The sequence below is a fragment of the Paraburkholderia sp. BCC1884 genome (assembly GCF_900996225.1).
GTDB lineage: Bacteria > Pseudomonadota > Gammaproteobacteria > Burkholderiales > Burkholderiaceae > Paraburkholderia.
Map to the genome: position 1 here is coordinate 22,275 of NZ_CAAJGL010000066.1, position 22,223 is coordinate 44,497.

Genomic DNA, 22,223 nt, shown 5'->3' on the forward strand with positions numbered 1-22,223 from the left:
GTCCGGCGCGGCATCATCCATCAGTCCGGCAAGCCGATACCTGAAAAGCCCTCGCAGGCTTCGATCAACCGCTCCTGCACCGACACGTCGCGCACCGCCGGATGCGTCTCGCGCGGCTTCATGTGATAGAAGTACGCGCCGCTCACCCTGGCTGCCGGGTCGTCGCTCGCGGCGAGCCAGACCTGGGTCGTCGGCGCGGCCTGCAAATCGTCCGGCGCGCTCGCGCCACCCATTTTCGTGGCGACCCAGCCGGGCTCCAACGCGTTGGACAACACCTCCGGCCAGCGACGCGCAAGCGCGAACGCCAGCAGGGCGTCGTGTAGCTTGGAGTCCGAATACGCCGCCGTGCCTTGCCAGGGGCGCCGCTCCCACGCGAGATCGTCGAGACTCGCGTCGCCGCTGCGATGCAGGCCCGAACTCAGATAGACGAGCCGCTGCGGTTTGTCGATCAACGCACTCAGCACATACGGCGCCAGCGTGTTGACCGCGAACACGTGCGGCAAACCATCGGCCGTGGTGATCTTGCGCGGCTCCTGATATCCGACGGCGGCGTTATGGATCACCGCGTCGAAACGACCGAGCCGGTTGACCTGCTGCGCGAGATCGAACATGGCGGCCAAGCCCGACAGATCGGCGACGAGCGCGGTCTGCGCCTGCGGGATTGCCTGCAAGGCTTGCTCGGCGCGCTGTGCACTGCGCGCGTGCAAAACCACCTGATGCCCGGCGTCCACCAGCAGGCGTGCAGCCATCTGACCGAGGCCATCGGCAGAGCCGGTAATAAAAATTCGTGACATAGGGGCTCTCTCCTTTGATTCCCTTAAATATGCCCGATGCATGACGAGAATCGCATGGCTTGGTCGATCGGGCGAACCCGCAAAGAATAAAGCCCGACAGATGGCTGACGCGATAGCCTGGCTGTCATTCCACTCATGACGGCACATCATCGATATGACTTGCCAGAGGGCTTTTCGCGCGGTGTCCGCGTGAAATCAAACAGACTTTCGCGTTAGCATGTCACGCACGAATGCATAACAAAAGGAAGAAAACATGCCATTTGACGAGCGCATGCTGAACGGCATGGGCGTCCTGACGGCGATCGTCGATTGCGGCAGTTTTGCGGCGGCCGGCGAAGCGCTCGACATGTCGCAGTCCGGGGTGAGCCGCTCGGTCGCGCGGCTCGAGGCGCGTCTTGGCATCCGCCTGTTCGATCGCACCACGCGCTCGGTCACGCTGACCGACGAAGGCCGGCGCTTCTACGAACAGATCGTGCCGCTGCTCGGTGGCCTCGAAGACGCCGCAGCCTCTGCCGCCGAGGGCGCGACAGCCGTTCGCGGACGTCTGCGCGTGAACATGGACCCGTTCTTTTCGCGTCTCGTGCTGGGTCCGAGACTGGGCGGCTTTATCGACAAGCATCCCGGTCTGCAACTCGAACTGATCACGCGTGACCAGCTGGGCGATATGGTCGCCGACGGTTTCGATCTCGCGATCCGTTTCGGCGAACCGCCGGTTTCCACGCTGATCGCCCGCAAACTGCTCGACACGCGCATTCTCACCGTGGCCGCGCCCTCTTATCTGAAGAAGCATGGGCATCCGGTGAATCCGGCGGATCTCGAAAACGGTCAGCACGTAGGCATCAAATTCCGCGATCCCGCGACGGGCTATCCGTTCAGTTGGGAATTTCATCGCGGCCGCAAGAAAGTGGTGATTACCCCGCAAGGGCGTCTGACGGTCAACGACGTGGGCACCTTGCACAGCGCGTGCAAGGCGGGCCAGGGCGTCGCGCAGATTCTGGCGCTCGGTGCCGAGACGATGCTGGCCAACGGCAAACTGGTCGAGCTTTTCCCCGATTGGGGCGATGAAGTTTATCCGCTGTACGCGCTTTACCCTTCGCGGCATCATCCGCCGGCGAAGGTCCGCGCTTTCTTCGAATTCATCGTTTCGCTGACTGGCGGCGCCGCGCGCGAGCCGGCAGTCTGACGCGGCGGGCGCCGCTCTGCCCAGTCTCAGGCAATCGTGTAGCGATTCTGTGAGCCGCTGGAATAAACGCCGCGCGCCAGTGTCAGGATGTGTTCGCGATGTCGATCGAACGCGGCGAGAACGGCGGGCTCGTCGGACCCCACGCTCGGACTGAGATTCGAGATCACGGCGTTGTCGACGGTGAAGGCGATTTCGCGCGCATTGTCGTAGCCCCAAAACGTGACGCAATGATGCGAAGCGTCATAACTGCGGCTCGGATTCGGGAAGTTGAGAGACATGTCGGACCCCCGCAAATATAGGTTTCTCCTTCAACGTTGCGCTGAATGGGAAGTGGGGTCAAGCAGTTGTTTGTAAGTGTGAGTGCCCTGCTGTCTCGTCCTGCCGAGCTGCTTTACCCCTGATAAAACGTCCGCCCTTCTTTAACCAGGGCGAGCGCCTGCAAGGTATCGTTGATGGCGTCCATCAGACCGAGATCCTGCGCCGTGGCCTTCTTCTGCTGCACTCGCCGCAGCGCCATATAAAAGCTCAGTTTGCCCAATGAGATGTCGTCGGTGCCGACGCCGCCTTTGATGATTCTGCTAGCGCTCTCGTTGATTTTCTCTTCTACGAGCTGGGCCAAATCCATATTGTTCTCCGCGTCAAAACAGCGCTGATAATTGTTTCGGATATCGAAATTTTGTGAATCCAGAACCGCTGGGAATCCGTCAGCCGGTCAGTGCCAGTATAGCGATTGCTGGCGCCCACGCGCAGCGTGCGACGCCCGGCCGCGGCTGCGCCAGCGTGCAGGTCAATGACCGACTTCGGTCAATAGCTCACGGACTGCCGCCCTTGCCTCGCGTCCTAGCTCGACAAGATCGACACCCTCGATACGATCATCCGTCACGACGCGTTTGCCGGCGCAAAAAAGCGCCGCCAGCGACGGCCGTCCTCCCGACGCGACCGGACCGACCGCCGGATCATGCAAGCCAAAATAACGCGGATCGTCGAGACGATAGACCGCCAGGTCAGCGGCGAAGCCCGGCGCGACCCGGCCCACTTCGTCGAGTCCCATGATTTTCGCGCCGCCCGCCGTGCCCCAATGAATCACGTCGGCCACGCTCGCCGCCTGTGCGCCGCCCTCGAAGTTGCCGCCGCGATAGGTCGGCTGCGCCTGCATGCCCAGGCGCGCGCGCTGCGCGAGCCACGTCATGTGCACTTCGGAGATCATGTCGGCCGCTTCGTTCGACGCCGCGCCGTCCACGCCGATCGAAACCGGCACGCCCGCGTCGGCCATCTCGCGCACCGGGCAAATGCCGCTGCCCAGGCGCCCGTTGCTCTGCGGACAATGCGCGACGCCGGTGCCGGTTTGCGCCAGCAAGGCGATTTCGTCGGCATCGACCTTGACGAGGTGCGCGTACCAGACATCGCTGCCAAGCCAGTCGTGCTCGCCGCAAAACGCCACTGGCGTTTGCCCGTACATTGCGTGGGCGCTGTCCTGATAGCCGACCGTTTCCGACAGATGGCTATGCAGGCGCAGACCCAACCGCCGCGCCAGCGCCGCGGTCTCGCGCATCTGCTGCGGCGGGATCGAATACAGCACCGTGGTCGGCGCCACCGCCACACGCCGCATCGCGCGCGGCGAGGCGTCGTGGTAGTGCGCCGCCAGCCGCTCGATATCGGCGGCATAGGCGTCGAGCGATTCGGGTCGCAAGGCGGTCGGCAAGTCGGCTTCGAGTTGCCGCGTTTGCGTCGCGCCGCCGCGCAGCAGCACGAAGCGTAGGCCGAGTTTGTCCGCTTCGTCGAACAGGATCGCCGAGCTGTCGAACGGCATGTCCGGGTAGTACACGTAGTTGTGGTCGGCCACCGTCGTACAGCCCGAGCGCGCCAGTTCGATCAGGCCGATACGCGCCGCGAGCCGGAAACGCCGCTCGTCGAATAGCGCGCGAAAACGATACGGTGTCGCGGCGAGCCAGGGCGTGAGCGTGGCGTCGAGCCCGGCCGTGTCGCCCTTGAGCAGCGACTGGAACAGATGGTGATGGGTGTTGACCCACGCCGGGTAAATCACGCAATCGGTCGCGTCCACGATCGTCTCGCCGGGACGCGGCGTGAGGGTGCCGATCGCCTCGATCGTGTCGCCGACGATGCGGATGTCGGGACCTTGCGCGCGCACCGGTTCATCGTGCGAGCCGTTTCCACCGGTCATGATCGCGGCCGCGTTGCGAATCAACGTCGAAGCTTGAGTATTGTCTGGTGCCATAAGCGGGTGCGCCCGAAAAAAATCAGAGTTGACTATCGTGCCAGCCGCGCAAGCCGATGCGCGACACCCACGCCGTGATGGCGAACAGCACCACGCCGGTCACGGTGATGAGCAGCAGCGCGGCAAACAGTCGTGGGATATTCAGCTGGAAGCCCGCTTGCAGGATCTGATACGCGAGCCCCGCGCCGCTCCCCCCCGTGCCCGCGACGAACTCCGCCACCACCGCGCCGATCAGCGACAGGCCGCTGGAGATGCGCAGTCCACCGAAAAAATACGGCAATGCGCTGGGGATTCGCAAACGCACCAGGGTCTGCCAGCGCGTGGCACGATTGATCCTGAAGAGATTGATCAAGCCCGGGTTCACACTGCGCAGACCGAGCGCGGTGTTCGAGATGATCGGGAACAATGCGACGAGCGTCGCGCACAACACCAGCGCCACGTTCATATCCTTGACCCAGATGATGATCAACGGCGCGATCGCGACCACCGGTGTGACCTGCAGCAGAATCGCATAAGGAAACAGGCTTGCCTCGATCAACGGACTCTGCACGAACAACAACGCAATCACGACGCCGAGCACCGTGGCCAGCGCGAACGCGAGCAAGGTGATCTTGAGCGTTGCGAGCAGACTGCCGAACAGAAGCGGCGCATCCGTCACCAGTTCGCCGACGATCGCCACCGGCGACGGCACCAGATACGCCGGCACTTTCGCCAGCACGCACCAGCCTTGCCACATCAGCACGACCACCACGCCGACGACCCACGGCGCGATCGCCTTCGCGATGCCGGGGCGTTGCAGCCACGGCGTGCGCGTAGGCTTTGCCGCCGAAGCCGCCGAAGCCGCCGAAGCCACCGAGACTGCCGGGACTGCCGCCACAACGCGCCGCTCGTTGGCCGAATGCCCGCCCAGAACTTCGCCGCTCATGATTGCACTCCTGTTTCTTCGTACGCGATGGACGCGCGATGCGCATCGGTAATCAACTCGGAGAGCGTCTTGCAGTGCTGCATGAACGGCTCGCTCACGCGATACGCGTCATCGCGTTCGAGCGGTCCGTCGATCGGCACCTCGGCAATGACGCGCCCTGGCCGCGCCTGCATCACGACCACGCGACTCGACAGATACACCGCTTCGTAAATGCTGTGCGTGACGAACACCACCGTCATGCCGCGGCGTTGCCACAACGCGCGCAAATCGCTGTCGAGGCGGTTGCGGGTGAATTCGTCGAGTGCGCCGAACGGCTCGTCGAGCAGAAGCAGATCGGGCTCGGTAACCAGCGCGCGGGCGAGCGAGGCGCGCATCTGCATGCCGCCCGACAGTTCGCGCGGCAATGCCCTGGCGAACTTTGCGAGCCCGACGCCGTCGAGCGCCTCGGCCACCCGCGCGTCGGCTTCGCGACGCGGCACGCGCGCGAGATCGAGCGGCAGGCGCACGTTGTCGGCGAGCGTCGCCCACGGCATCAGCGTGGCCTCCTGGAACACCATCGACATGCGCCGTCCTTTCGAGCCGACCGTCCCGAACGGTTGGCCCCACCAGCGCAGATGGCCGTGCGTCGGCGTTTCGATGCCGGCGAACATTTTCAGCAGCGTGCTCTTGCCGCAGCCGGACGGCCCCAGCAATGAAATGAACTCGCCGGGTTCGATCGCGAGGCGCACGTCTTCCAGTGCGACGGTGCCGTTCGGATAGCGCTTGTCGACGCGCTGCACCGACAGCAAGGGCGACACGGCATTCGGCATGTAGGCTTCAGTGGCCGTCATGGTCAATCCTCCACGTGAATCGGCAATACGTCGCGAAATACTTCGGACTCGCCGTGATCGTTCAGCAGCTTGAGCAGCATGCGACGCATCAACAGGCCGGGCTGGTCCGACTCCATATGGCATTCCTGCTGACGGCGCACGTCGATGCAGGCGTCGTAGTCGGTGGCTTCGAGAATGTCGCGGTCTTCGTCCGTGATCGGCCGGTCCCAGTCGATCAGTTCCTGCGTCGAGCATGCGTCTTCGGTGTCGTTGCGATAGAGCCATTGCGACAGCATCAGCGTGCGATCGTCGATCGGCGTCGCGCAGTTGTAGATGATGTGATGGATGCCGCTCGCCGGATAGACGCAACCGAAACGCCGCGCGAACGGCATGAACCAGCGGTTGATCAGATGACGCTCGGTGACTTCCTCGGTGGTGCCGGTGATGCGATAGCTCGCGGGCGGATTGCGCACCGGCACATGCGTCTCGGCTTCGAAGCCCCATTCATTCGGCCGGAATTCGTATTTCGACGGCTTCGGGTTGTCAAACAGACCGAAGTTGCCCTTGTGCACGAAGCTGAAATGCGAGTTGTCGAACGAGTTTTCCATCATGCGCAGCGGGCTGGTTTCCCAGCGCTCGTAGAACTGCAGGATGCGGCGGTAGCCCGGCGCACCGTCTTCGGGAAACTCGGGGATCGGTTGCAACGGATCGTCGAGCGCGACCCATGCGTAGCCGTAGCGCTCTTCGCAGTGATACGACGGCACCACGGCGCGCGACGGAATCGAGCCGCCGTTGTTCTGCGGAATCTTCACGCATTGGCCGCTGCAGTCGTAGGTCCAGCCGTGATAGCCGCAGGCGATGTTGCCGTCGCCGTCGACGAAACCTTTCGACAGTTTCGCGGTGCGATGGCAACACCGATCGCGCAAGGCGTGCGGCTTGCCGTGCACGCCCTTCCACAAAACGATCGGCTCGCCGAGCAGGGTGAACGGTTGCGGGCCGGCATCGAGTTGCGTCATCGGCATGATGGCGTACCAGAAGCGGCGCAAGACATTTTGACGGGTGACCAGCATGGGGATGCTCCTTCTATTTTCTTTCGAGCGTTTCGTTCAGACGTGAGGCGGCTTGAGTGGCTTGTTTGCCCGAGGCATCGCCTCGCGCGTCAAGGCATCACCTTCGCGTTCTGAATGAACTGGAGCGTGTAGGCCGCGTGATAGTCGGTGGCGGGCTTGAGCAGTTTGGCGTCGACCATGTAGTCGAAGGTCTTCTTCCAGCGCAGGTCGGTCATCGTGCCGATGCCTTGCGTGGCCGCGTCGCCGCCGGTGACCAGCTTGAGCTTTTTCAGTTGCGCGACGCCGTAGGCGAGTTGCGCGTCGCTCATCTGCGGGTTGTCTTTCTTGATGAGCGCATTGCCCGGCGCGGGATCGTTCAGATAGCTCTTCCAGCCTTCCATCGACGCCTTCACGAAACGCGTCACTTCGTCCGGCTTGTTTTTCATCGTGTCGCGCATCGTGACGATGGTGGAGTTGTACGGCGGATAGCCAGCGTCGGCGAACAGGAAGAAATGCGCGTTGGCGTGAGCCTGTTCAGCCTGGAAAGTTTCCGACGATGGATACGCCTGCATCGCCACGTTGGGGTCGGCGAAGAACGGTTGCAGGTTGAAGGTGTACGGACGCGCCTGCGCTTCCGTGTAGCCGTACTTCGCCTTGAGCCACGGCCACCAGGTGGTACGCCCCGACCCGGCGACGAGGATCGTCTTGTTCTTCAGACCGGCGAGACTGGTCACGTCGGCGTGGGTCATCATGCCTTGCGGGTCGTACTGGAAGGCCGCGGCGACGGTAGTGACGGGAATGCCCGCCTCGACACTGGAGAGCACCTGAAAGTCGTAGCCGAGCAGAAAGTCCGCCTGACCGCCCGCCAGCAGTTGCATGCCGTTGACTTGCGGGCCGCCCATTTTGATCGTGACATCGAGCCCATATTTCTTGTAGATGCCGGTGGCCACGGCCTGATAGAAACCGCCGTGTTCCGCCTGGGCGTACCAGCTGGTGAGCAAGGTGACGTGATCCTCGGCGTGAGCGAGCGGCGCGAACGTCGCGATGCTCGCCAATGCGGCGGCACCGGCAGTACGTGTCATGAACGAGCGGGCAGATACGACAAGGCGGCAGAGAAGATGCGAAACGCGCATGACTGAACTCCGTGTGAACGTGGGGAAGGTTGGGATAGTGGGAAGGCAAGCCGGCAAGGAACGGGCGATGTGACTGACAGCGCGAACAGGCAAACGCAGATCGCCGCGTGGGATCGCGGTGACGCATGACAGTCGGGTAAAGATTTGGGGCAACTGCATCGCACGCTCCTTGTTGGCGGAACCGGACGGTTCCGTTCAAACGCCGAATCGCTTCGACGTGGACGCACGATGCGTCCCAAGAGCAATGCCCCACGGTGACCGGCATCGACATGCCGGCTCGCTAGCCGCTTCTACTCTGATGAGGCTTTAAGCGAATGTTGTGCCAGTTGCTGCGAAGCAGCACTCGGCGGGATGTGCCGGTTAATACATGGATGAACTCGCCGGTTTTTGCCAGTCGCGCTGCACGCAGGCGAAGCACGCTGGCACCGCGCCGGTGCAGACAATCTGCGTTTTGGCGCGCCGTGCAGCGTGCGCCGGGATGCCGGGACTGCGGCTTGCTGAAGATTCAGCACGTCTTGCAACCAGGAGAAAAGCAATGAGCGAAACCAAGGAAGGCGGCGCACAGGCACCGGCCGATCTCGAACATCCGCAACCGGCCATCCATAGCGACAACGAGAAGAGCAAATTGCCCGAGCGTGACGACGAGGCGCGCGATGAGTCGCCCGCCGACCGTCCGGGCAAGAAGCCCGGCGAAGGCGAGCCCTCGCCGGGCTGAAATTAGCGCGAATCTTTGTGCGAGCGGCTTTGCTGCGTTTCAGCAGCAGAGTCGCGTAAATTTTTCTTATGCAGCGCCTTTCATAAGCCAAACATTTCTTCCTAATTTTTACCGATTATTTTTTTGATCCGATGGACTAATTTCCTGCATGCAGCGATGTGTGCGCGAAGCGAACCGGCTGCCGCCCCCCAATTTGATAAAAAAAGGCGTCGTCCATGTCCATCACTTCTGCCGTGCCCCACTCCGCCCTAGTCTCCATTTGTCTGCCGACCTGCAATCGGCCGGAGTTGATCGTCACGTGTATCGAGTCGTGCCTCGCGCAGAGCTACGGCAATCTGGAAATCGTGATCGGCGACGACTCACGCGACGACCGCACCGAAGCATTGATCGCTGCGCGTTATGCGGACGAACCACGCATCCGCTACACGAGAAATCAGCCGCCACTTGGCCAGGCGCGCAATGTCGCGAGTCTGTTCGAGCGCGCCGAGGGCGACAAGATCCTGCTGATACACGACGACGACCTGCTGACCACCGACGGTGTCGAGAAACTCGTCGCGCTATGGACGCTGCGCCCGCAACTCGATGCCGCCTTCGGCGACCAGTACGAGGCCGACCACAGCGGCGCGATCGACTTCGACGCCAGCGCGCAACTGAATGTGGACTTCCGCCGCACGAAAGAGGTCGAGGGTTTGCAGATACCGCCGGGCAAAACCGGCCTGATCCAGATGTTTCCGAACAACGGCTGGATGGCCGATGCCCAACTCGTGAAGCGGATCGGTTACAAGGAAGAGTTCGGCGTGTGCTGCGATTTCGTCTTCGGCACCCAACTCTGCCTTGCCGCGCGCGAGGTGTTCTATCTGCACGAGTACGTCTCGGTGTATCGCAAGACGGCGAACTCCGTGTCGCATAGCACGCGTGGCACGACGACAGCGGCGACGGTGAGCGCCTATGCCTTCGTCAAGGGGCTGCACTTGCCGCCGTCACTGGAGCCGGCTCGCAAGCTGGCGCTACGTCGGCTCGCGCCGATCGTCGTTTCCGTGCATGCGAGAAATTATCAGGCGCGTGCCGGTTTCAAGGTCGCGCTCGCGCATCTGTTCGCCTACAACTATGGCCTCAGCGCGCGCTTTTACTACCATCTGTTGATGCTCTCGCGGGCGGCGCTGGGCGAACGGCCGCAAGCAGTTGCGGCAGCAGCGGTTGCCGCCGTGGCGGCGGCGCCCGCGGCAGTCGCCGAGCCGGTCGCGGCGGTCAAGGAAATGGTCGCCGATCTCGTGACGGACCGCTCCGAACCGGTGTGACGCGGGGCGCGCACACGGCCGCGGTTCGGCCGTGTCAAGTGCGATTTCTGCTAAGGATCCGCTGCTTAGCAAACGCGTATTTGTTGCTTGGCGCATTGGGCGACGCTGATTACGATGGATGCGAACCGTCATCAGCGTCGAGGTGATTCGCCATGTCCGACAGTGCCTGTTTCAAGCCGCGTGTGATCGAACCCGTGGTCGTCAACCAGCCCGAGGGATTGGGACTCGCGGTGGAGCTGTGGCTCGCGCAACCCGTAGACGGTATTGCAGGCCGCGCACTGCAGATTCATTTACGCAGCGACGCGAAGATGGCGCAGGCGGAGGCGTTGCGCGATCTGCTGCATGCGTTGGGTACGGAGCTCGTGGTGGCATGACGAGCGTGCCCGGCTGAAGCGGCTGATTGCCCGCTCGTTCATGCCACGCGTCTTACGGCTCGTGACGTAAATACCCTTCTTTCGACGGATCGCGCATGCGCAGCGAGACGATACCGGCGATCGCACACAGCACGGTCACGTACCAGTAGAACATCGACTCGTTGCCCACCGACTTCAGCCACAGCGCCACATATTCCGCCGAGCCGCCGAAGATCGCATTGGCCACGGCGTACGACAGACCCACGCCGAGCGCGCGCACTTCCGGCGGAAACATTTCCGCCTTGATGAGGCCGCTGATCGACGTATAGAAGCTGACGATCGCGAGTGCCACCACGACCAGCCCGAACGCTGCGTACGGGCTCGTCACGTCTTTCAGCGCGTGCAGCAGCGGCACCGTGCCGATGGTCGCAAAGAAGCCGAAGAACAGCATCGAACGACGACGGCCGATACGGTCCGACAACGCGCCGAACGCAGGCTGCATCACCATGTAGACGAACAGCGCCGCGGTCATCACGTTGCTGGCGGTCTTCGCGTGCATGCCGGCCGTGTTGACCAGATACTTCTGCATGTAAGTGGTGAACGTGTAGAAGATCAGCGAACCGCCGGCGGTGAAGCCGAGCACGGTCATGAAGGCGGTCTTGTGTTGCCACAAACCGCGCAGCGTGCCGGCTTCCTTGCGTTGACGCGTCTCGGCGGTCGTGGTTTCGTCGAGCGATTTCCGCAGATACAGCGCGATCAGCGCCGCCACTGCGCCGATCACGAACGGCACGCGCCATCCCCACGCTTTCAGTTCTTCGGTGGAGAGCGTCTGTTGCAGGACCACGAGCACCAGCAGCGCGCATAACTGGCCGCCGATCAGCGTGACGTACTGGAACGATGCGAAGAAACCGCGCCGGCCCTTGAGCGCGACTTCACTCATATAGGTGGCGCTGGTGCCGTATTCGCCGCCCACCGACAAGCCCTGAAACAGTCGCGCGACCAGCAGCAAGGCCGGTGCGAGCGCGCCGATCTGCGCGTAGGTGGGCAGCAAGGCGATCACGAGCGAGCCGCCGCACATCATGAACACCGACACCATCATCGCGCTGCGGCGACCGTGCTTGTCGGCGAGACGGCCGAAGAACCAGCCGCCGATCGGCCGCATCAGGAAGCCGGCCGCGAACACGCCGGCCGTGTTGAGCAACTGCGTGGTGGTGTTGCCGCTCGGAAAGAACGCCGGCGCGAAATACAGCGCGCAGAACGAGTAGACGTAAAAGTCGAACCACTCGACGAGATTGCCGGATGAAGCGCCAACGATCGCAAAGATGCGGCGCCGTGTGTCGTGAGCCGAGGCCACGGTTTGATCGGTTAGGTCGGTCATGCTCTTTCCTTGTCTTTTGAACGGATGCGGCGGTCGTGGCGCCGCCTTCACGCATGCGCGACGAGATAGCCGCCGCTCGCGTGCGCGAATTTTACATAATTGCAAGGAATAGATGGGAGATTGTCAGGTTGGGCGAAGTGCTGTGTGGCGAACTGCTTGATTCCGCGCGATTTTTTTCTAAGGCCAATAAAAAAGCCAGCTTGAACGCTGGCTTTTTTCTCTACACGAACCGCTCACACCCTCACCGCGGGCGGCACATACCGGCAGTCATACTTCTTCCTCACCGTACCGTTCTCGTCGACGCTCTCCAGATACACGTCGAACTGCCACAAGCGCGCCATGTGTTTGAGCACCTCATCGCTATCACCGGACAAATGGCGGTTGTCGCTCATGAAATGCCGCAGCGTCAAACTCCGGTCGCCACGCGTGTTCACCGACCACACCTGAATGTTCGGCTCGCGATGATGCATGTCGTACTGCCGCGACAACGCCTGACGCACATACTGATAGCCACTGTCGTCATGAATCGCCGACACTTCCAGCGAATCGCGCATGTCGTCGTCGAGCACCGAGAAGAGGCGCATCTCGCGAATCAGATGCGGCGACAAATACTGCGCGACGAAACTCTCGTCCTTGAAGTTGCGCATCGCGTAATGCATGGCCGGCAGCCACGGACTGCCCGCCAGTTCCGGGAACCAGCGGCGGTCTTCTTCCGTCGGCGCTTCGCAGATCCGACGAATATCGCTCATCATCGAAAAACCGAGCGCATACGGGTTGATGCCGCTGTAATAAGGCTTCGTGACCGGCGGCTGGTAGACCACGTTGCTGTGCGAATGGAGAAACTCCATCATGAAGCCGTCTTCTAGCTTACCCTGGTTGTACATGGTGTTGAGCAAGGTGTAGTGCCAGAACGTGGCCCAGCCTTCGTTCATCACCTGGGTCTGCCGTTGCGGGTAGAAATACTGCCCGACCTTGCGCACGATGCGAATTACCTCGCGCTCCCACGGTTCGAGCAGCGGCGCATTTTTCTCCGCGAAATACAGCAGGTTTTCCTGCGGCTCGGGCGGATAACGCTCCTCGACTTCCTCGGGCAACGGCGTATGACGCGTCGGCAAGGTGCGCCACAACTCGTTCACCTGCGATTGCAGATACGCCTCGCGTTCGCGGCGCGCCGCAAACTCTTTTTCCAGCGACAGCTTCTGCGGCCGCTTGTAGCGGTCGACGCCGTAATTCATCAACGCGTGGCACGAGTCGAGCAATTCTTCCACCCGGTCGAGCCCGAAACGCTCCTCGCATTCCGCAATGTAATTCTTTGCGTAGACGAGATAGTCGATGATCGCGTGCGCATCCGTCCAGAGCCTGAACAGATAGTTGCCCTTGAAGAACGAGTTGTGGCCGTAGGCCGCGTGCGCGATGACGAGCGCCTGCATCGTCATCGTGTTCTCTTCCATCAGATACGCGATGCAGGGATTCGAATTGATGACGATCTCATACGCCAGCCCCATCTGCCCGCGACGGTAGCTTTTTTCGGTGGAGAGAAAGTGTTTGCCGAACGACCAGTGACGGTAGTTCACCGGCATCCCGACGGACGCGTACGCATCCATCATCTGTTCGGCGCTGATGAGTTCGAGCTGGATCGGATAGACGTCGAGTTCATATTGCTCTGCAACACGGGCAATATGCGAGTCGTACTCTTCGATCAATTCGAAGGTCCAGTCGGACGGGCACGGCAGAGGCCGTCTATCGGCTGCGTTCATACGGACTTCCCTTTGCCCCTCAGTGGGCGTTCCGGTGTGTCCCCGTGCTGCTACGGAGTCGACTGCTCCGGCGGCGGCGGACTGAACCGTGTCCGCCTTCGCCTCGGCATGCCCCGACTGCTGCTGCGGCACGCCTTTTATGCGCTCCGGCAACTCGCCGGGCGCTTCGGTGTGCAGGTGCTTGTCCGTCATGAAGACGCCACCTGCTTTTCAAACAGCTCGCGAAACACCGGATAGATGTCAGCCGCGGTTTCCACCTTCTTCATCGCCATATGCGGCTGGCTAAGCGCCAGTTGCGCATATTCGAGCCATAGGTTCTGCTCTTCGGGTGTCACCTGAATATACGCAAAATAGCGCACCTTCTCCAGGATGTCATCCGAGAGTATCTTGCGACACTTCGGCGAGTCGTCAGTCCAGTTGTCGCCGTCCGAGGCCTGTGCGCCGTAAATGTTCCATTCAGTCGGCGAATAGCGCTCGTCCATGACCTTCTGCATCAATTCCAGCGCGCTCGACACCACGGTGCCGCCGCTTTCCGTCGAATGAAAGAACGTGTCTTCATCTACTTCTTCGGCGCGCGTGTGGTGGCGGATGAACACCACCTCGATGCGCTCGTAGTTACGCTTGAGGAATAGATACAGCAGGATGAAGAAGCGCTTGGCGAGGTCCTTGCGCTGCTCGTCCATGGAACCGGACACATCCATCAGACAGAACATCACGGCCTGACTCGACGGTGTGGGTTGCTTCACACGATTCACGTAACGCAGATCGAACGGATCGATGAACGGAATCCGCCAGATGCGCCCGCGCAAATGGTGAATCTCTTCTTCGAGCAGTTTGATTTCCTCGCGACGATCGGCGGGATCGGCCTTCATCACCTCAAGTTGCCGCTCCATCTCGTGCAACTGGTTGACGAGCGGCGCACCGAGCGCGATCCGGCGGCCCAGCGCGCTGCGCAGCGAACGGACCACGTCGATGTTGTTCGGCGTGCCTTCGGCCGCCCAGCCCGCGCGGATGCTTTTCCACGTGGGGACGGCCATCAGATGAGTTTTGACGAGACGTGGCAGTTCGAGATCGTCGAAGAAGTACTGCATGAATTCTTCGCGGCTCAGTTCGAACACGAAGTCGTCCTGACCGTCGCCCTCGTTGCTGGCCTGATTGCCCCCGCCTCCGCCGCCACCGCCCTGAGGACGCTGGATCTTGTCGCCGCGGATGTAGTCGGAATTGCCCGGATGCACCATTTCCCGCTTGCCGCCGGGGCCATGACGGAACGACGGTTCCGCAATGTCCTTGCGCGGAATGGTGATGCTCTGGGTGTTCTGGATGTCTTTGATGCTACGGTCGCGAACCGCTTCCGAAACGGCGCGACGAATGTAGTTCTTGACGCGACGCAAAAAGCGCTCGCGATTCGCAATGCTCTTGTTCTTGCCAGCTAACCTGCGGTCGATGATTTGATGAAGCACGCCCGGTCTCCCATGTCGGAGCTCGTGCGTAGCACTTGCTCCGATCCCATGCAGCTGCGCTAATTTCGGGTGCGCGAGACGCACGCTGCCTGGTACGACGTCAGCAACGCTATGTCCATGCAGCTTGCGCCTCGCAGAGTGCTCGCGCGGTCAGACCGCGCGAGCGGCACGCCATGCGCATCATGACGACTTGCGCACGCGCAGATACCAGTCACACAGCAAGCGCACCTGCTTCGGCGTATAGCCCTTCGTCACCATGCGATTGACGAAGTCTTCGTGCTTGCGTTGCTCTTCGGCCGAACCCTTGGCATTGAACGAAATCACCGGCAGCAGTTCCTCCGTGTTCGAGAACATCTTCTTTTCGATCACGACGCGCAGCTTCTCGTAGCTGATCCACGCAGGGTTCTTACCCGCATTGGCAGCACGCGCACGCAGCACGAAGTTCACGATCTCGTTGCGGAAGTCCTTCGGGTTGCTGATACCCGCCGGCTTTTCGATCTTCTCCAGCTCGGCGTTCAAGGCCGCGCGGTCGAAACTCTCGCCGGTGTCGTGGTCGCGGAATTCCTGATCCTGAATCCAGAAGTCCGCGTACGTCACGTAGCGATCGAAAATGTTTTGACCATACTCGGAATACGACTCGAGATACGCAGTCTGAATCTCCTTGCCGATGAACTCTGCGTAGCGCGAAGCGAGCACGTCTTTAATGAAGGACAGATACTTCTGCTCGGTTTCCGGCGGGAACTGTTCGCGTTCGATCTGCTGTTCGAGCACGTACATCAGATGCACCGGATTGGCCGCGACTTCGGTCGAATCGAAGTTGAAGACGCGCGACATGATCTTGAACGCGAAACGGGTCGACACGCCGGTCATCCCTTCATCCACGCCCGCGAAATCGCGATACTCCTGGAACGACTTGGCCTTCGGATCGGTATCCTTGAGATTCTCGCCGTCGTACACCTGCATCTTCGAGAACAGGCTCGAATTCTCCGGCTCCTGCAGACGCGTGAGCACCGACATCTGCGCCATCATCTTCAAGGTGCCCGGCGCGCAAACCGCATTCGCCAGCGACGAATTCCGCAGCAGCTTCTCGTAGATCTTCATCTCTTCACCATAGCGCAGGCAGTACGGCACCTTCACTACGAAGATACGGTCGAGCAGTGCTTCGTTGTTGCGGTTGTTGCGGAACGCCTTCCATTCCGATTCGTTCGAGTGCGCGAGAATCACGCCGTCGAACGGGATCGCGCCGAAGCCTTCCGTGCCTTTGAAGTTGCCTTCCTGAGTGGCGGTAAGCAGCGGGTGCAGGACCTTGATCGGCGCCTTGAACATTTCGACGAACTCGAGCAGACCCTGATTGGCGAGACACAGGCCACCGGAGTAGCTGTATGCGTCCGCGTCGTCTTGTGCGTACTGTTCGAGCTTGCGGATATCGACCTTGCCGACCAGTGACGAAATATCCTGATTGTTTTCGTCGCCCGGCTCGGTCTTGGCGATACCGATCTGGCGGAGGATCGACGGATAGCGACGCACCACGCGGAACTTGCGGATGTCGCCGTTGTATTCGTGCAGGCGTTTGACGGCCCACGGACTGAGGATGCTTTTCAGGTAGCGGCGTGGAATGCCGTATTGTTCTTCGAGGATCGGACCGTCTTCCTCATAGTCGAACAGACCCAGAGGCGACTCGTTCACGGGCGAGCCCTTGATCGCGTAAAACGGCACGCGTTCCATGAGCTGCTTCAGGCGTTCCGCGATCGACGACTTACCACCGCCGACCGGTCCCAACAGATACAGAATCTGCTTCTTCTCTTCGAGCCCCTGAGCTGAGTGCCGGAAGTAGGCGACCACCTGCTCGATCACCTCTTCCATTCCGTAGAACTCACGGAATGCGGGGTATACCTTGATGACCTTGTTCGCAAAGATACGCGACATGCGCGGTTCATTGCGAGTGTCGATCTGTTCCGGCTCCCCGATCGCCGTCAACATGCGTTCGCCAGCCGTGGCGTACGCGGCGGGATTGTCTTTGCAGAGCGCGAGATACTCCTCGAGCGAGAGTTCATCTTCTCGCGTTTTCTCGAAGCGGGTCGCGAAACTGCTGTAGATATCCATGCTACCTCCTCGCCGAAGTCTAGATCGATGTCGTGCGCGGCGCGCTATTCGGAAACGACATCGCTCGAATTCATCCTAAACCCTTTTAAATTTTTTTTCACGAACTACATTGCGAAAATCGCGCCGTACCCGTCTCCCAACATTCCTCACTTGGAAACAAAGTTTCGACCACCTACAATCTTCCACTCACATCGCCCTGCACTGTTGCCGCGATCGTCTCGTTCCGTTCAGCGAACAATCTCACTGCTACACCAGAACGCTTGTCCGCATGCGCACACTCTATTGCTGAAAACGCGGACATGCTGTGCGTTTTGCCGTGCATTTCTACTGTGGCCTGATTTCCTCAACGCGCGACGCAGGGGTTCGGACTACATCGCCACGCCTCTGTTACATGTTCATGCGGCGACCACTCGAAGCGCGTCGCCCGACTCGTTTCATCAAGCGAGTTCGTCAACGCAAAAGCGATTTTGTTCCGCGCCTTTTTGTCGAAGCGCGACGAATGAAGTGACAGCCCTGCTCGCTGCGCACGTGATACCGACCTCGTCGCTTAACCTCATCGATAACAGGGTCGGCCCATGCCTATAACTGGATGACGGTCTCGCCGTGAATCGCGCGTATAGGTGTATACGGCAAAGCGCTTCTTGCGGATGCGTCGAATGTAAAACGGCTGCCCCAAGGCAGCCGTTTGCGCAATGTTTCGTAATGTGCCGTTACAAGCGGCGCGATGCGGATTCAGGTCAGTTCAATCTCCACTTCACCCAACCCGTCGATGTGGCCGCGCACGATGCCCGCCTTGTCCACTTTGTGGGCACCGACGTACGAGCCGGTGGTGAGCGTCCAGTCGGGCTCGATGGTGATGCCCATGGCGGCGCAATGGTTGACGAACCACACCAGCAACTCGCGCGGGTCGCCTGCCGGGTTGCCCGTCGCTTCAGGCACCAGCGACGTGCCGTCGAAACTCAACTCCAGTTCCGGCGAAACGAAATCGAAGCCGCGAGCGAGTCCCGCATAGGCCACCGGATGGCCGGTGACGAGCGCGCCGTTGTTCTGGGCGTCGGCCAACTGCGCGAGCGGCGCGACATTGGGCCATTCGGCAAAGCGGCTGTCGACGATCTCGATGGCCGGCAACACGAGGCCGACCTTCGAGAGCACCTCGTCACGCGCATAGGCTCGCCCGCGCGGCTCGATCGCCTCGGCGAAACGAAAAGCGATCTCCAGTTCGACCAGTACGCGGAAGAAGCCGCCGTGCGCGAGCCGCGCCGGCGACGGCACCACCAGCGAGGCAGGAATCGGCGCGCCCGCAGCGGCGCCGCCGGGGGCCTTCGCGCCGATCTTCCACGCGCCGGTCGAGTCGCCGAGACCTGTTATGACTGCCTGCTGGATCGCGTACGCGGTGGCTGCGTCGGGCGGCAGGCTGTCAGGTGCGGGCGCATCGATCGGGCGATGCAGCCTGCGTGCTTCGACGAGGCGGTGCGCGAGGTCGTATGGCGTCATGTCGGTCCTTTGTGGCTGGCGCGTTGAGCGGTTGGATATGGCGTGCCGGTGGATGAGGGCCAGGCGCTGCGGCGGCGGGCGGGGCGCGCTCGTGCGCCTGGCCTGAGCGCCCGTGCGAGACCGTTCGCCGACGCGCAATGCCGCCGCCACAAGCCATGGCCGCGCCCGTCAATGTACCGGATCAGGACGCGCGCCAGGGTGCCGTCTGCTGCCGCCAACGTGACTTAATGCGCACTCAATGCAAAAAGACCGCGGTTGCGGACGCAATCGCGGTCTTTCGGGTGAGGCGTTCAGCCGTCATCGTGTACTACTTGCTGCAGCGACATCGGGAACGAATGTTGCAACTATGTCCCCTTGAGCGTTTCTTAGAACGTCTCCCAGTCCTGATCGCCACCTGCGCCGACTGTCGCCGCCGCCTTCACGGGCGTGCGCATCGGCGCTGCGGTCGGTTGCGCGCCTGCGCTCGGTGCTGCGGCGGGAACACGCGCCGGGGCCGCAGCCGGAGCGGCGGCGTGCGAGACTTTCCTTGTCGCCGGGCGTGCGGCCGTGACGGCACGGCGCGGCGCCGCTACCGGGGCCTTGTAACCGCCTTCCTCCAGCTGGAACACGGCCACGGCGGTACGCAGCTTGCCGGCCTGGTCTTCCAGCGAGGAGGCGGCCGCGGCCGCTTCTTCCACCAGTGCCGCGTTTTGCTGCGTGACTTCGTCCATCTGCGTCACGGCACGCGCCACCTGGTCGATGCCGCTGCTCTGCTCTTCCGACGCCGCGGCGATTTCGCCCATGATGTCCGTCACACGCTGCACCGCGCCGATGATTTCGGTCATCGTGCGGCCGGCTTCATCGACCAGCGCCGAGCCCGATTGCACGCGCTCCACCGAAGTGTCGATCAGTTCCTTGATTTCCTTGGCTGCCGCCGACGAGCGCTGCGCAAGACTGCGCACCTCGCCTGCCACCACCGCGAAACCGCGCCCTTCTTCGCCGGCTCGGGCGGCTTCCACGGCCGCATTCAGGGCCAGGATGTTCGTCTGGAACGCGATCCCTTCGATGATCGAGATGATGTCGGCGATCTTGGCCGAGCTCTGATTGATCTCGCCCATCGTGCCGACCACCTGGCCGACCACCGAACTGCCCCGATTGGCGATCTCCGACGCATTGGCCGCGAGCGAGCTCGCCTGGCGTGCGTTGTCGGCGTTCTGCTTGACCGTGCCGGTCAGCTCTTCCATGCTCGACGCGGTTTCCTGCAGCGCGGAGGCTTGTTCTTCCGTGCGGGAGGACAGATCGATATTTCCGGCCGCGATCTGCCGCGTGGCGGTCGCAATCGATTCACTGCCGCCGCGCACCGTACGCACCGTTTCGGTGAGGCTGTGCTGCATCTTCGCGATTCCGTCGAGCAGTTGCCCCATTTCGTCGCGCGAAGTGACCACGACCGGACGGCGCAGATCGCCGGCCGCAATCGCGTCGAAATGGCCGAGCGCGGCCTCGAGCGGACGGGCGATCGCACGGCTCAAGGTCAGGTACGACAGAGCGGCGGCCAACACGCCGACGAGCAAGGCGCCGATGCTGACCATGCGGAACACATCGAAGCTCGCCTGCGCAGCGTCGTAGCCATCCCTCGCCGAAGCGAACTGGTACTTGCGCAGCGCGTCGTCGGCGTTGGCGAGGTCGTTATAGGTCGATTGCAGGGTCTTCGCGCCGTCGACCAGTTTGGCCTGATTGGCAGCGGCGACAATCGTCGCGAAAGCGTCCATCTGCTGATGCAGGGCGTCGCGTTTGGCGATCACATCCTGGGCGAGACGGTCTTCGTCGGCCGCGCGCGGCAGATCCAGATACTTTTTCAACCACATGTCGGAGGTGGTGCGCATGGAGCGGGCGCGCTCCAGCGTTGCAGCGACTTCGGGCGTGCCGATCATGAAGGCGGCGCGATCGAGCGCCAGACGTTCGCGTGCGGCAAACAGCTCGGCGTTGCCGATATCGACCGCGCTCGGCATGGCGTTGGTGAAGGTGTCTTTATAAGCGTCGTTCGAACGGCTCATGCCGAACAAACCGAAAACGCCAATCGCGATCAGCAGCGCGGCGAGAAAAGCCATCGTCAGGCCAATGCGCGCCTTGATCGTAATGCCTTTGTTCAACATGCTTGTTCCTGTGCTTGACAAAAGAGAGGCTGCGTCCGCAGCGCGAGGTAGCGGGTGGCGTCTGCGTTTGGCGCCATTTTGGTTCGGCGCTCTAATACTCTCGTTTACGGCAGGAACCCTGCTTACTTGAAGGATTTATATGGTATGAAGAAAATCGATGTAAGGGGCGGAAAGAATTACATAGCTGACGCAGTCAGCTATGTAATACGAGCAAAGCACACGCAGCGGTTCACGCCGCCAGATCGCGGGTCGCCGCCCCCGCCCACGTCGCGGTCGACTCGCGCACGATCAGGCGCGGCGACACGACTCGCCGGCGACCGGGCGCGCGCGGCACGCCGGCGCCGGGCGAGCTCCCGGCGATCCGTTCGATCAGCGTTTGCGCGGCCATGTCGCCGAGCGCGCGCACCGACTGCCCGACCGTCGACAGCGCCGGATACGTGAAGCGTCCCAGTTCGATGTCGTCGAAGCCGATGATCGAGCAATCGCGCGGCACGCTGATATTGCGTTCCGCCGCGGCACGCAGCGCACCGATGCCCATCATGTCGTTGCAGGCAAAAATCGCCGACGGCCTGACCGTGTCGAATAACTGTGCGGCCGCGCGATGCCCGCCGGTGCCCGAAAAGTCGCTCTGCACGATCGCATCGGACGGAATCTCGATGCCGCGCTCCGTCATCGCGCGGATGAAGCCATGCACCCGCATCGCACTAACCGCCGTGTGAATCGGCCCGGTGATGCAGCCGATCCGCACATGCCCCAGTTCGAGCAGATGACGGGTGGCGAGATAGCCGCCCTTCTCGTGGTCGATCTGCACCAGGTCCGCATTCAGACCTTCGATATTGCGATCCACGATCACCAGCGGCTCATGCGAGTCGGCGAGCGTCTGCGCGAGCACGGCGTCGTCGCCGGCGGATGCCACCACCAGACCGTCGATGCGCTTTTCCTGCAGCACGCGCAGATAGTTACGCTGCTTGCCTGGATCGTCGTCGGAATTGCAGAAGAACACGCAGTAGCCGTTGCGCGCGCAACCGTCCTCGACACCGCGCGCCAGCTCCGCGAAATACGGATTCGTGCTGTTGGGCACCACCAGTCCGATCGTCGCCGTGGCGCGCGCCTTCAGCGAACGGGCCACGGCCGACGGAACATAGTGAAGCTGACGGATCGCGTGCTCGACTTTGGCACGCACGTCCGCCGATACCGGCCGCGAGTTGTTCACCACGTGCGATACCGTCGTGAACGACACCCCCGCCACGGCTGCTACATCTTTGATCGTCGCCATAACCTGTTGCTCTCCCGCCTGTTTTTCCCGCCGGCCACGCCACCTGGCGATCCACCGGACACTTCATCGAAGACAGACCAACCCCGTTGATTTCCGATTACTTACGCTTTACCGCGAATCACACGCCA

The 22,223-nt window shown here is 61.9% G+C and carries 19 protein-coding genes; 4 read left to right on the forward strand and 15 right to left on the reverse strand.

Annotated features, from left to right (window positions below; translation table 11 throughout):
- Positions 1-20: 20 nt before the first annotated feature.
- Positions 21-794 (reverse strand): SDR family NAD(P)-dependent oxidoreductase, encoded by a 774-nt coding sequence (locus FQ705_RS06255; protein ID WP_144138540.1) that lies wholly within the window; start codon positions 792-794, stop codon positions 21-23.
- Between the two features lie 253 nt (positions 795-1,047).
- Between FQ705_RS06255 and FQ705_RS06260 the strand changes: the two genes are divergently transcribed.
- Positions 1,048-1,977 (forward strand): LysR family transcriptional regulator, encoded by a 930-nt coding sequence (locus tag FQ705_RS06260; RefSeq protein WP_144138541.1) that lies wholly within the window; start codon positions 1,048-1,050, stop codon positions 1,975-1,977.
- Positions 1,978-2,003: 26 nt separating this feature from the next.
- On the opposite strand, the gene FQ705_RS06265 is transcribed toward FQ705_RS06260, so the two are convergent.
- The 7 genes from FQ705_RS06265 to FQ705_RS06295 form a co-directional block, all read right to left on the reverse strand.
- Positions 2,004-2,255, reverse strand: coding sequence for a DUF1488 domain-containing protein (locus FQ705_RS06265; RefSeq protein WP_144138542.1), 252 nt, complete (start codon positions 2,253-2,255; stop codon positions 2,004-2,006).
- A 113-nt stretch (positions 2,256-2,368) separates the two neighbouring features.
- Positions 2,369-2,602 carry a hypothetical protein gene (locus FQ705_RS06270; protein WP_144138543.1) on the reverse strand — a complete coding sequence of 78 codons (234 nt, stop codon included), beginning with the start codon at positions 2,600-2,602 and terminating at the stop codon, positions 2,369-2,371.
- A gap of 162 nt (positions 2,603-2,764) precedes the next feature.
- Positions 2,765-4,213: an amidohydrolase family protein gene (locus FQ705_RS06275; RefSeq protein WP_144138544.1), complete on the reverse strand. Its 1,449-nt coding sequence runs from the start codon at positions 4,211-4,213 to the stop codon at positions 2,765-2,767.
- A 22-nt stretch (positions 4,214-4,235) separates the two neighbouring features.
- Positions 4,236-5,138: an ABC transporter permease gene (locus tag FQ705_RS06280; RefSeq protein WP_260854404.1), complete on the reverse strand. Its 903-nt coding sequence runs from the start codon at positions 5,136-5,138 to the stop codon at positions 4,236-4,238.
- The gene (locus FQ705_RS06285; protein WP_144138545.1) at positions 5,135-5,968 is read right to left on the reverse strand and encodes an ABC transporter ATP-binding protein; all 834 of its coding nucleotides are present in this window, start codon (positions 5,966-5,968) and stop codon (positions 5,135-5,137) included. The genes FQ705_RS06280 and FQ705_RS06285 overlap by 4 nt, the downstream gene beginning before the upstream one ends.
- A 2-nt stretch (positions 5,969-5,970) precedes the next feature.
- Positions 5,971-7,017, reverse strand: a complete 1,047-nt coding sequence (locus tag FQ705_RS06290; protein WP_144138546.1) for an aromatic ring-hydroxylating oxygenase subunit alpha — start codon at positions 7,015-7,017, stop codon at positions 5,971-5,973.
- An 89-nt stretch (positions 7,018-7,106) separates the two neighbouring features.
- Positions 7,107-8,078 carry an ABC transporter substrate-binding protein gene (locus FQ705_RS06295; protein WP_144138547.1) on the reverse strand — a complete coding sequence of 324 codons (972 nt, stop codon included), beginning with the start codon at positions 8,076-8,078 and terminating at the stop codon, positions 7,107-7,109.
- A 586-nt stretch (positions 8,079-8,664) separates the two neighbouring features.
- Here FQ705_RS06295 and FQ705_RS06300 point away from each other — a divergent pair.
- From FQ705_RS06300 to FQ705_RS06310, 3 genes are all read left to right on the forward strand, one after another.
- Positions 8,665-8,844: a hypothetical protein gene (locus FQ705_RS06300; RefSeq protein WP_144138548.1), complete on the forward strand. Its 180-nt coding sequence runs from the start codon at positions 8,665-8,667 to the stop codon at positions 8,842-8,844.
- Positions 8,845-9,059: 215 nt separating this feature from the next.
- A complete protein-coding gene (locus tag FQ705_RS06305) occupies positions 9,060-10,142 on the forward strand; it encodes a glycosyltransferase family 2 protein (protein WP_144138549.1) in 1,083 nt (360 codons plus the stop codon).
- Positions 10,143-10,294: 152 nt separating this feature from the next.
- The gene (locus FQ705_RS06310) at positions 10,295-10,516 is read left to right on the forward strand and encodes a hypothetical protein (protein WP_144138550.1); all 222 of its coding nucleotides are present in this window, start codon (positions 10,295-10,297) and stop codon (positions 10,514-10,516) included.
- Between the two features lie 52 nt (positions 10,517-10,568).
- Here the strand turns inward: FQ705_RS06310 and FQ705_RS06315 are convergent, their stop codons facing one another.
- The 7 genes from FQ705_RS06315 to FQ705_RS06350 all read right to left on the reverse strand — a co-directional run bounded on the left by FQ705_RS06315 (position 10,569) and on the right by FQ705_RS06350 (position 22,095).
- Positions 10,569-11,873 (reverse strand): MFS family transporter, encoded by a 1,305-nt coding sequence (locus tag FQ705_RS06315; RefSeq protein WP_144138551.1) that lies wholly within the window; start codon positions 11,871-11,873, stop codon positions 10,569-10,571.
- A 233-nt stretch (positions 11,874-12,106) separates the two neighbouring features.
- Positions 12,107-13,822 carry a SpoVR family protein gene (locus FQ705_RS06320; protein ID WP_144138552.1) on the reverse strand — a complete coding sequence of 572 codons (1,716 nt, stop codon included), beginning with the start codon at positions 13,820-13,822 and terminating at the stop codon, positions 12,107-12,109.
- On the reverse strand, positions 13,819-15,090 hold the full coding sequence (locus FQ705_RS06325) for a YeaH/YhbH family protein (RefSeq protein WP_144138553.1): 1,272 nt from the start codon (positions 15,088-15,090) through the stop codon (positions 13,819-13,821). Before FQ705_RS06325 ends, FQ705_RS06320 begins: the two co-directional genes overlap by 4 nt.
- Positions 15,091-15,270: 180 nt before the next feature.
- A complete protein-coding gene (locus FQ705_RS06330) occupies positions 15,271-17,193 on the reverse strand; it encodes a PrkA family serine protein kinase (RefSeq protein WP_144138554.1) in 1,923 nt (640 codons plus the stop codon).
- Positions 17,194-17,925: 732 nt separating this feature from the next.
- Positions 17,926-18,687, reverse strand: coding sequence for a hydratase (locus tag FQ705_RS06340; RefSeq protein ID WP_144138556.1), 762 nt, complete (start codon positions 18,685-18,687; stop codon positions 17,926-17,928).
- A 365-nt stretch (positions 18,688-19,052) separates the two neighbouring features.
- Positions 19,053-20,819, reverse strand: a complete 1,767-nt coding sequence (locus tag FQ705_RS06345; RefSeq protein WP_144138557.1) for a methyl-accepting chemotaxis protein — start codon at positions 20,817-20,819, stop codon at positions 19,053-19,055.
- A gap of 229 nt (positions 20,820-21,048) precedes the next feature.
- Entirely contained in the window at positions 21,049-22,095 is a 1,047-nt protein-coding gene (locus FQ705_RS06350) for a LacI family DNA-binding transcriptional regulator (RefSeq protein WP_144138558.1), read from the reverse strand.
- Positions 22,096-22,223: the final 128 nt, after the last annotated feature.

Bases quoted from the DNA above. Each gene is read 5' to 3' on its own strand.
- FQ705_RS06320 (WP_144138552.1), bottom strand. From the start codon at position 13,822: ATGACGGACAAGCACCTGCACACCGAAGCGCCCGGCGAGTTGCCGGAG.
- FQ705_RS06270 (WP_144138543.1), bottom strand. From the start codon at position 2,602: ATGGATTTGGCCCAGCTCGTAGAAGAGAAAATCAACGAGAGCGCTAGC.
- FQ705_RS06340 (WP_144138556.1), bottom strand. From the start codon at position 18,687: ATGACGCCATACGACCTCGCGCACCGCCTCGTCGAAGCACGCAGGCTG.
- FQ705_RS06290 (WP_144138546.1), bottom strand. From the start codon at position 7,017: ATGCTGGTCACCCGTCAAAATGTCTTGCGCCGCTTCTGGTACGCCATC.
- FQ705_RS06285 (WP_144138545.1), bottom strand. From the start codon at position 5,968: ATGACGGCCACTGAAGCCTACATGCCGAATGCCGTGTCGCCCTTGCTG.
- FQ705_RS06275 (WP_144138544.1), bottom strand. From the start codon at position 4,213: ATGGCACCAGACAATACTCAAGCTTCGACGTTGATTCGCAACGCGGCC.
- FQ705_RS06310 (WP_144138550.1), top strand. From the start codon at position 10,295: ATGTCCGACAGTGCCTGTTTCAAGCCGCGTGTGATCGAACCCGTGGTC.
- FQ705_RS06265 (WP_144138542.1), bottom strand. From the start codon at position 2,255: ATGTCTCTCAACTTCCCGAATCCGAGCCGCAGTTATGACGCTTCGCAT.
- FQ705_RS06300 (WP_144138548.1), top strand. From the start codon at position 8,665: ATGAGCGAAACCAAGGAAGGCGGCGCACAGGCACCGGCCGATCTCGAA.
- FQ705_RS06260 (WP_144138541.1), top strand. From the start codon at position 1,048: ATGCCATTTGACGAGCGCATGCTGAACGGCATGGGCGTCCTGACGGCG.
- FQ705_RS06280 (WP_260854404.1), bottom strand. From the start codon at position 5,138: ATGAGCGGCGAAGTTCTGGGCGGGCATTCGGCCAACGAGCGGCGCGTT.
- FQ705_RS06345 (WP_144138557.1), bottom strand. From the start codon at position 20,819: ATGTTGAACAAAGGCATTACGATCAAGGCGCGCATTGGCCTGACGATG.
- FQ705_RS06315 (WP_144138551.1), bottom strand. From the start codon at position 11,873: ATGACCGACCTAACCGATCAAACCGTGGCCTCGGCTCACGACACACGG.
- FQ705_RS06330 (WP_144138554.1), bottom strand. From the start codon at position 17,193: ATGGATATCTACAGCAGTTTCGCGACCCGCTTCGAGAAAACGCGAGAA.
- FQ705_RS06305 (WP_144138549.1), top strand. From the start codon at position 9,060: ATGTCCATCACTTCTGCCGTGCCCCACTCCGCCCTAGTCTCCATTTGT.
- FQ705_RS06295 (WP_144138547.1), bottom strand. From the start codon at position 8,078: ATGACACGTACTGCCGGTGCCGCCGCATTGGCGAGCATCGCGACGTTC.
- FQ705_RS06350 (WP_144138558.1), bottom strand. From the start codon at position 22,095: ATGGCGACGATCAAAGATGTAGCAGCCGTGGCGGGGGTGTCGTTCACG.
- FQ705_RS06255 (WP_144138540.1), bottom strand. From the start codon at position 794: ATGTCACGAATTTTTATTACCGGCTCTGCCGATGGCCTCGGTCAGATG.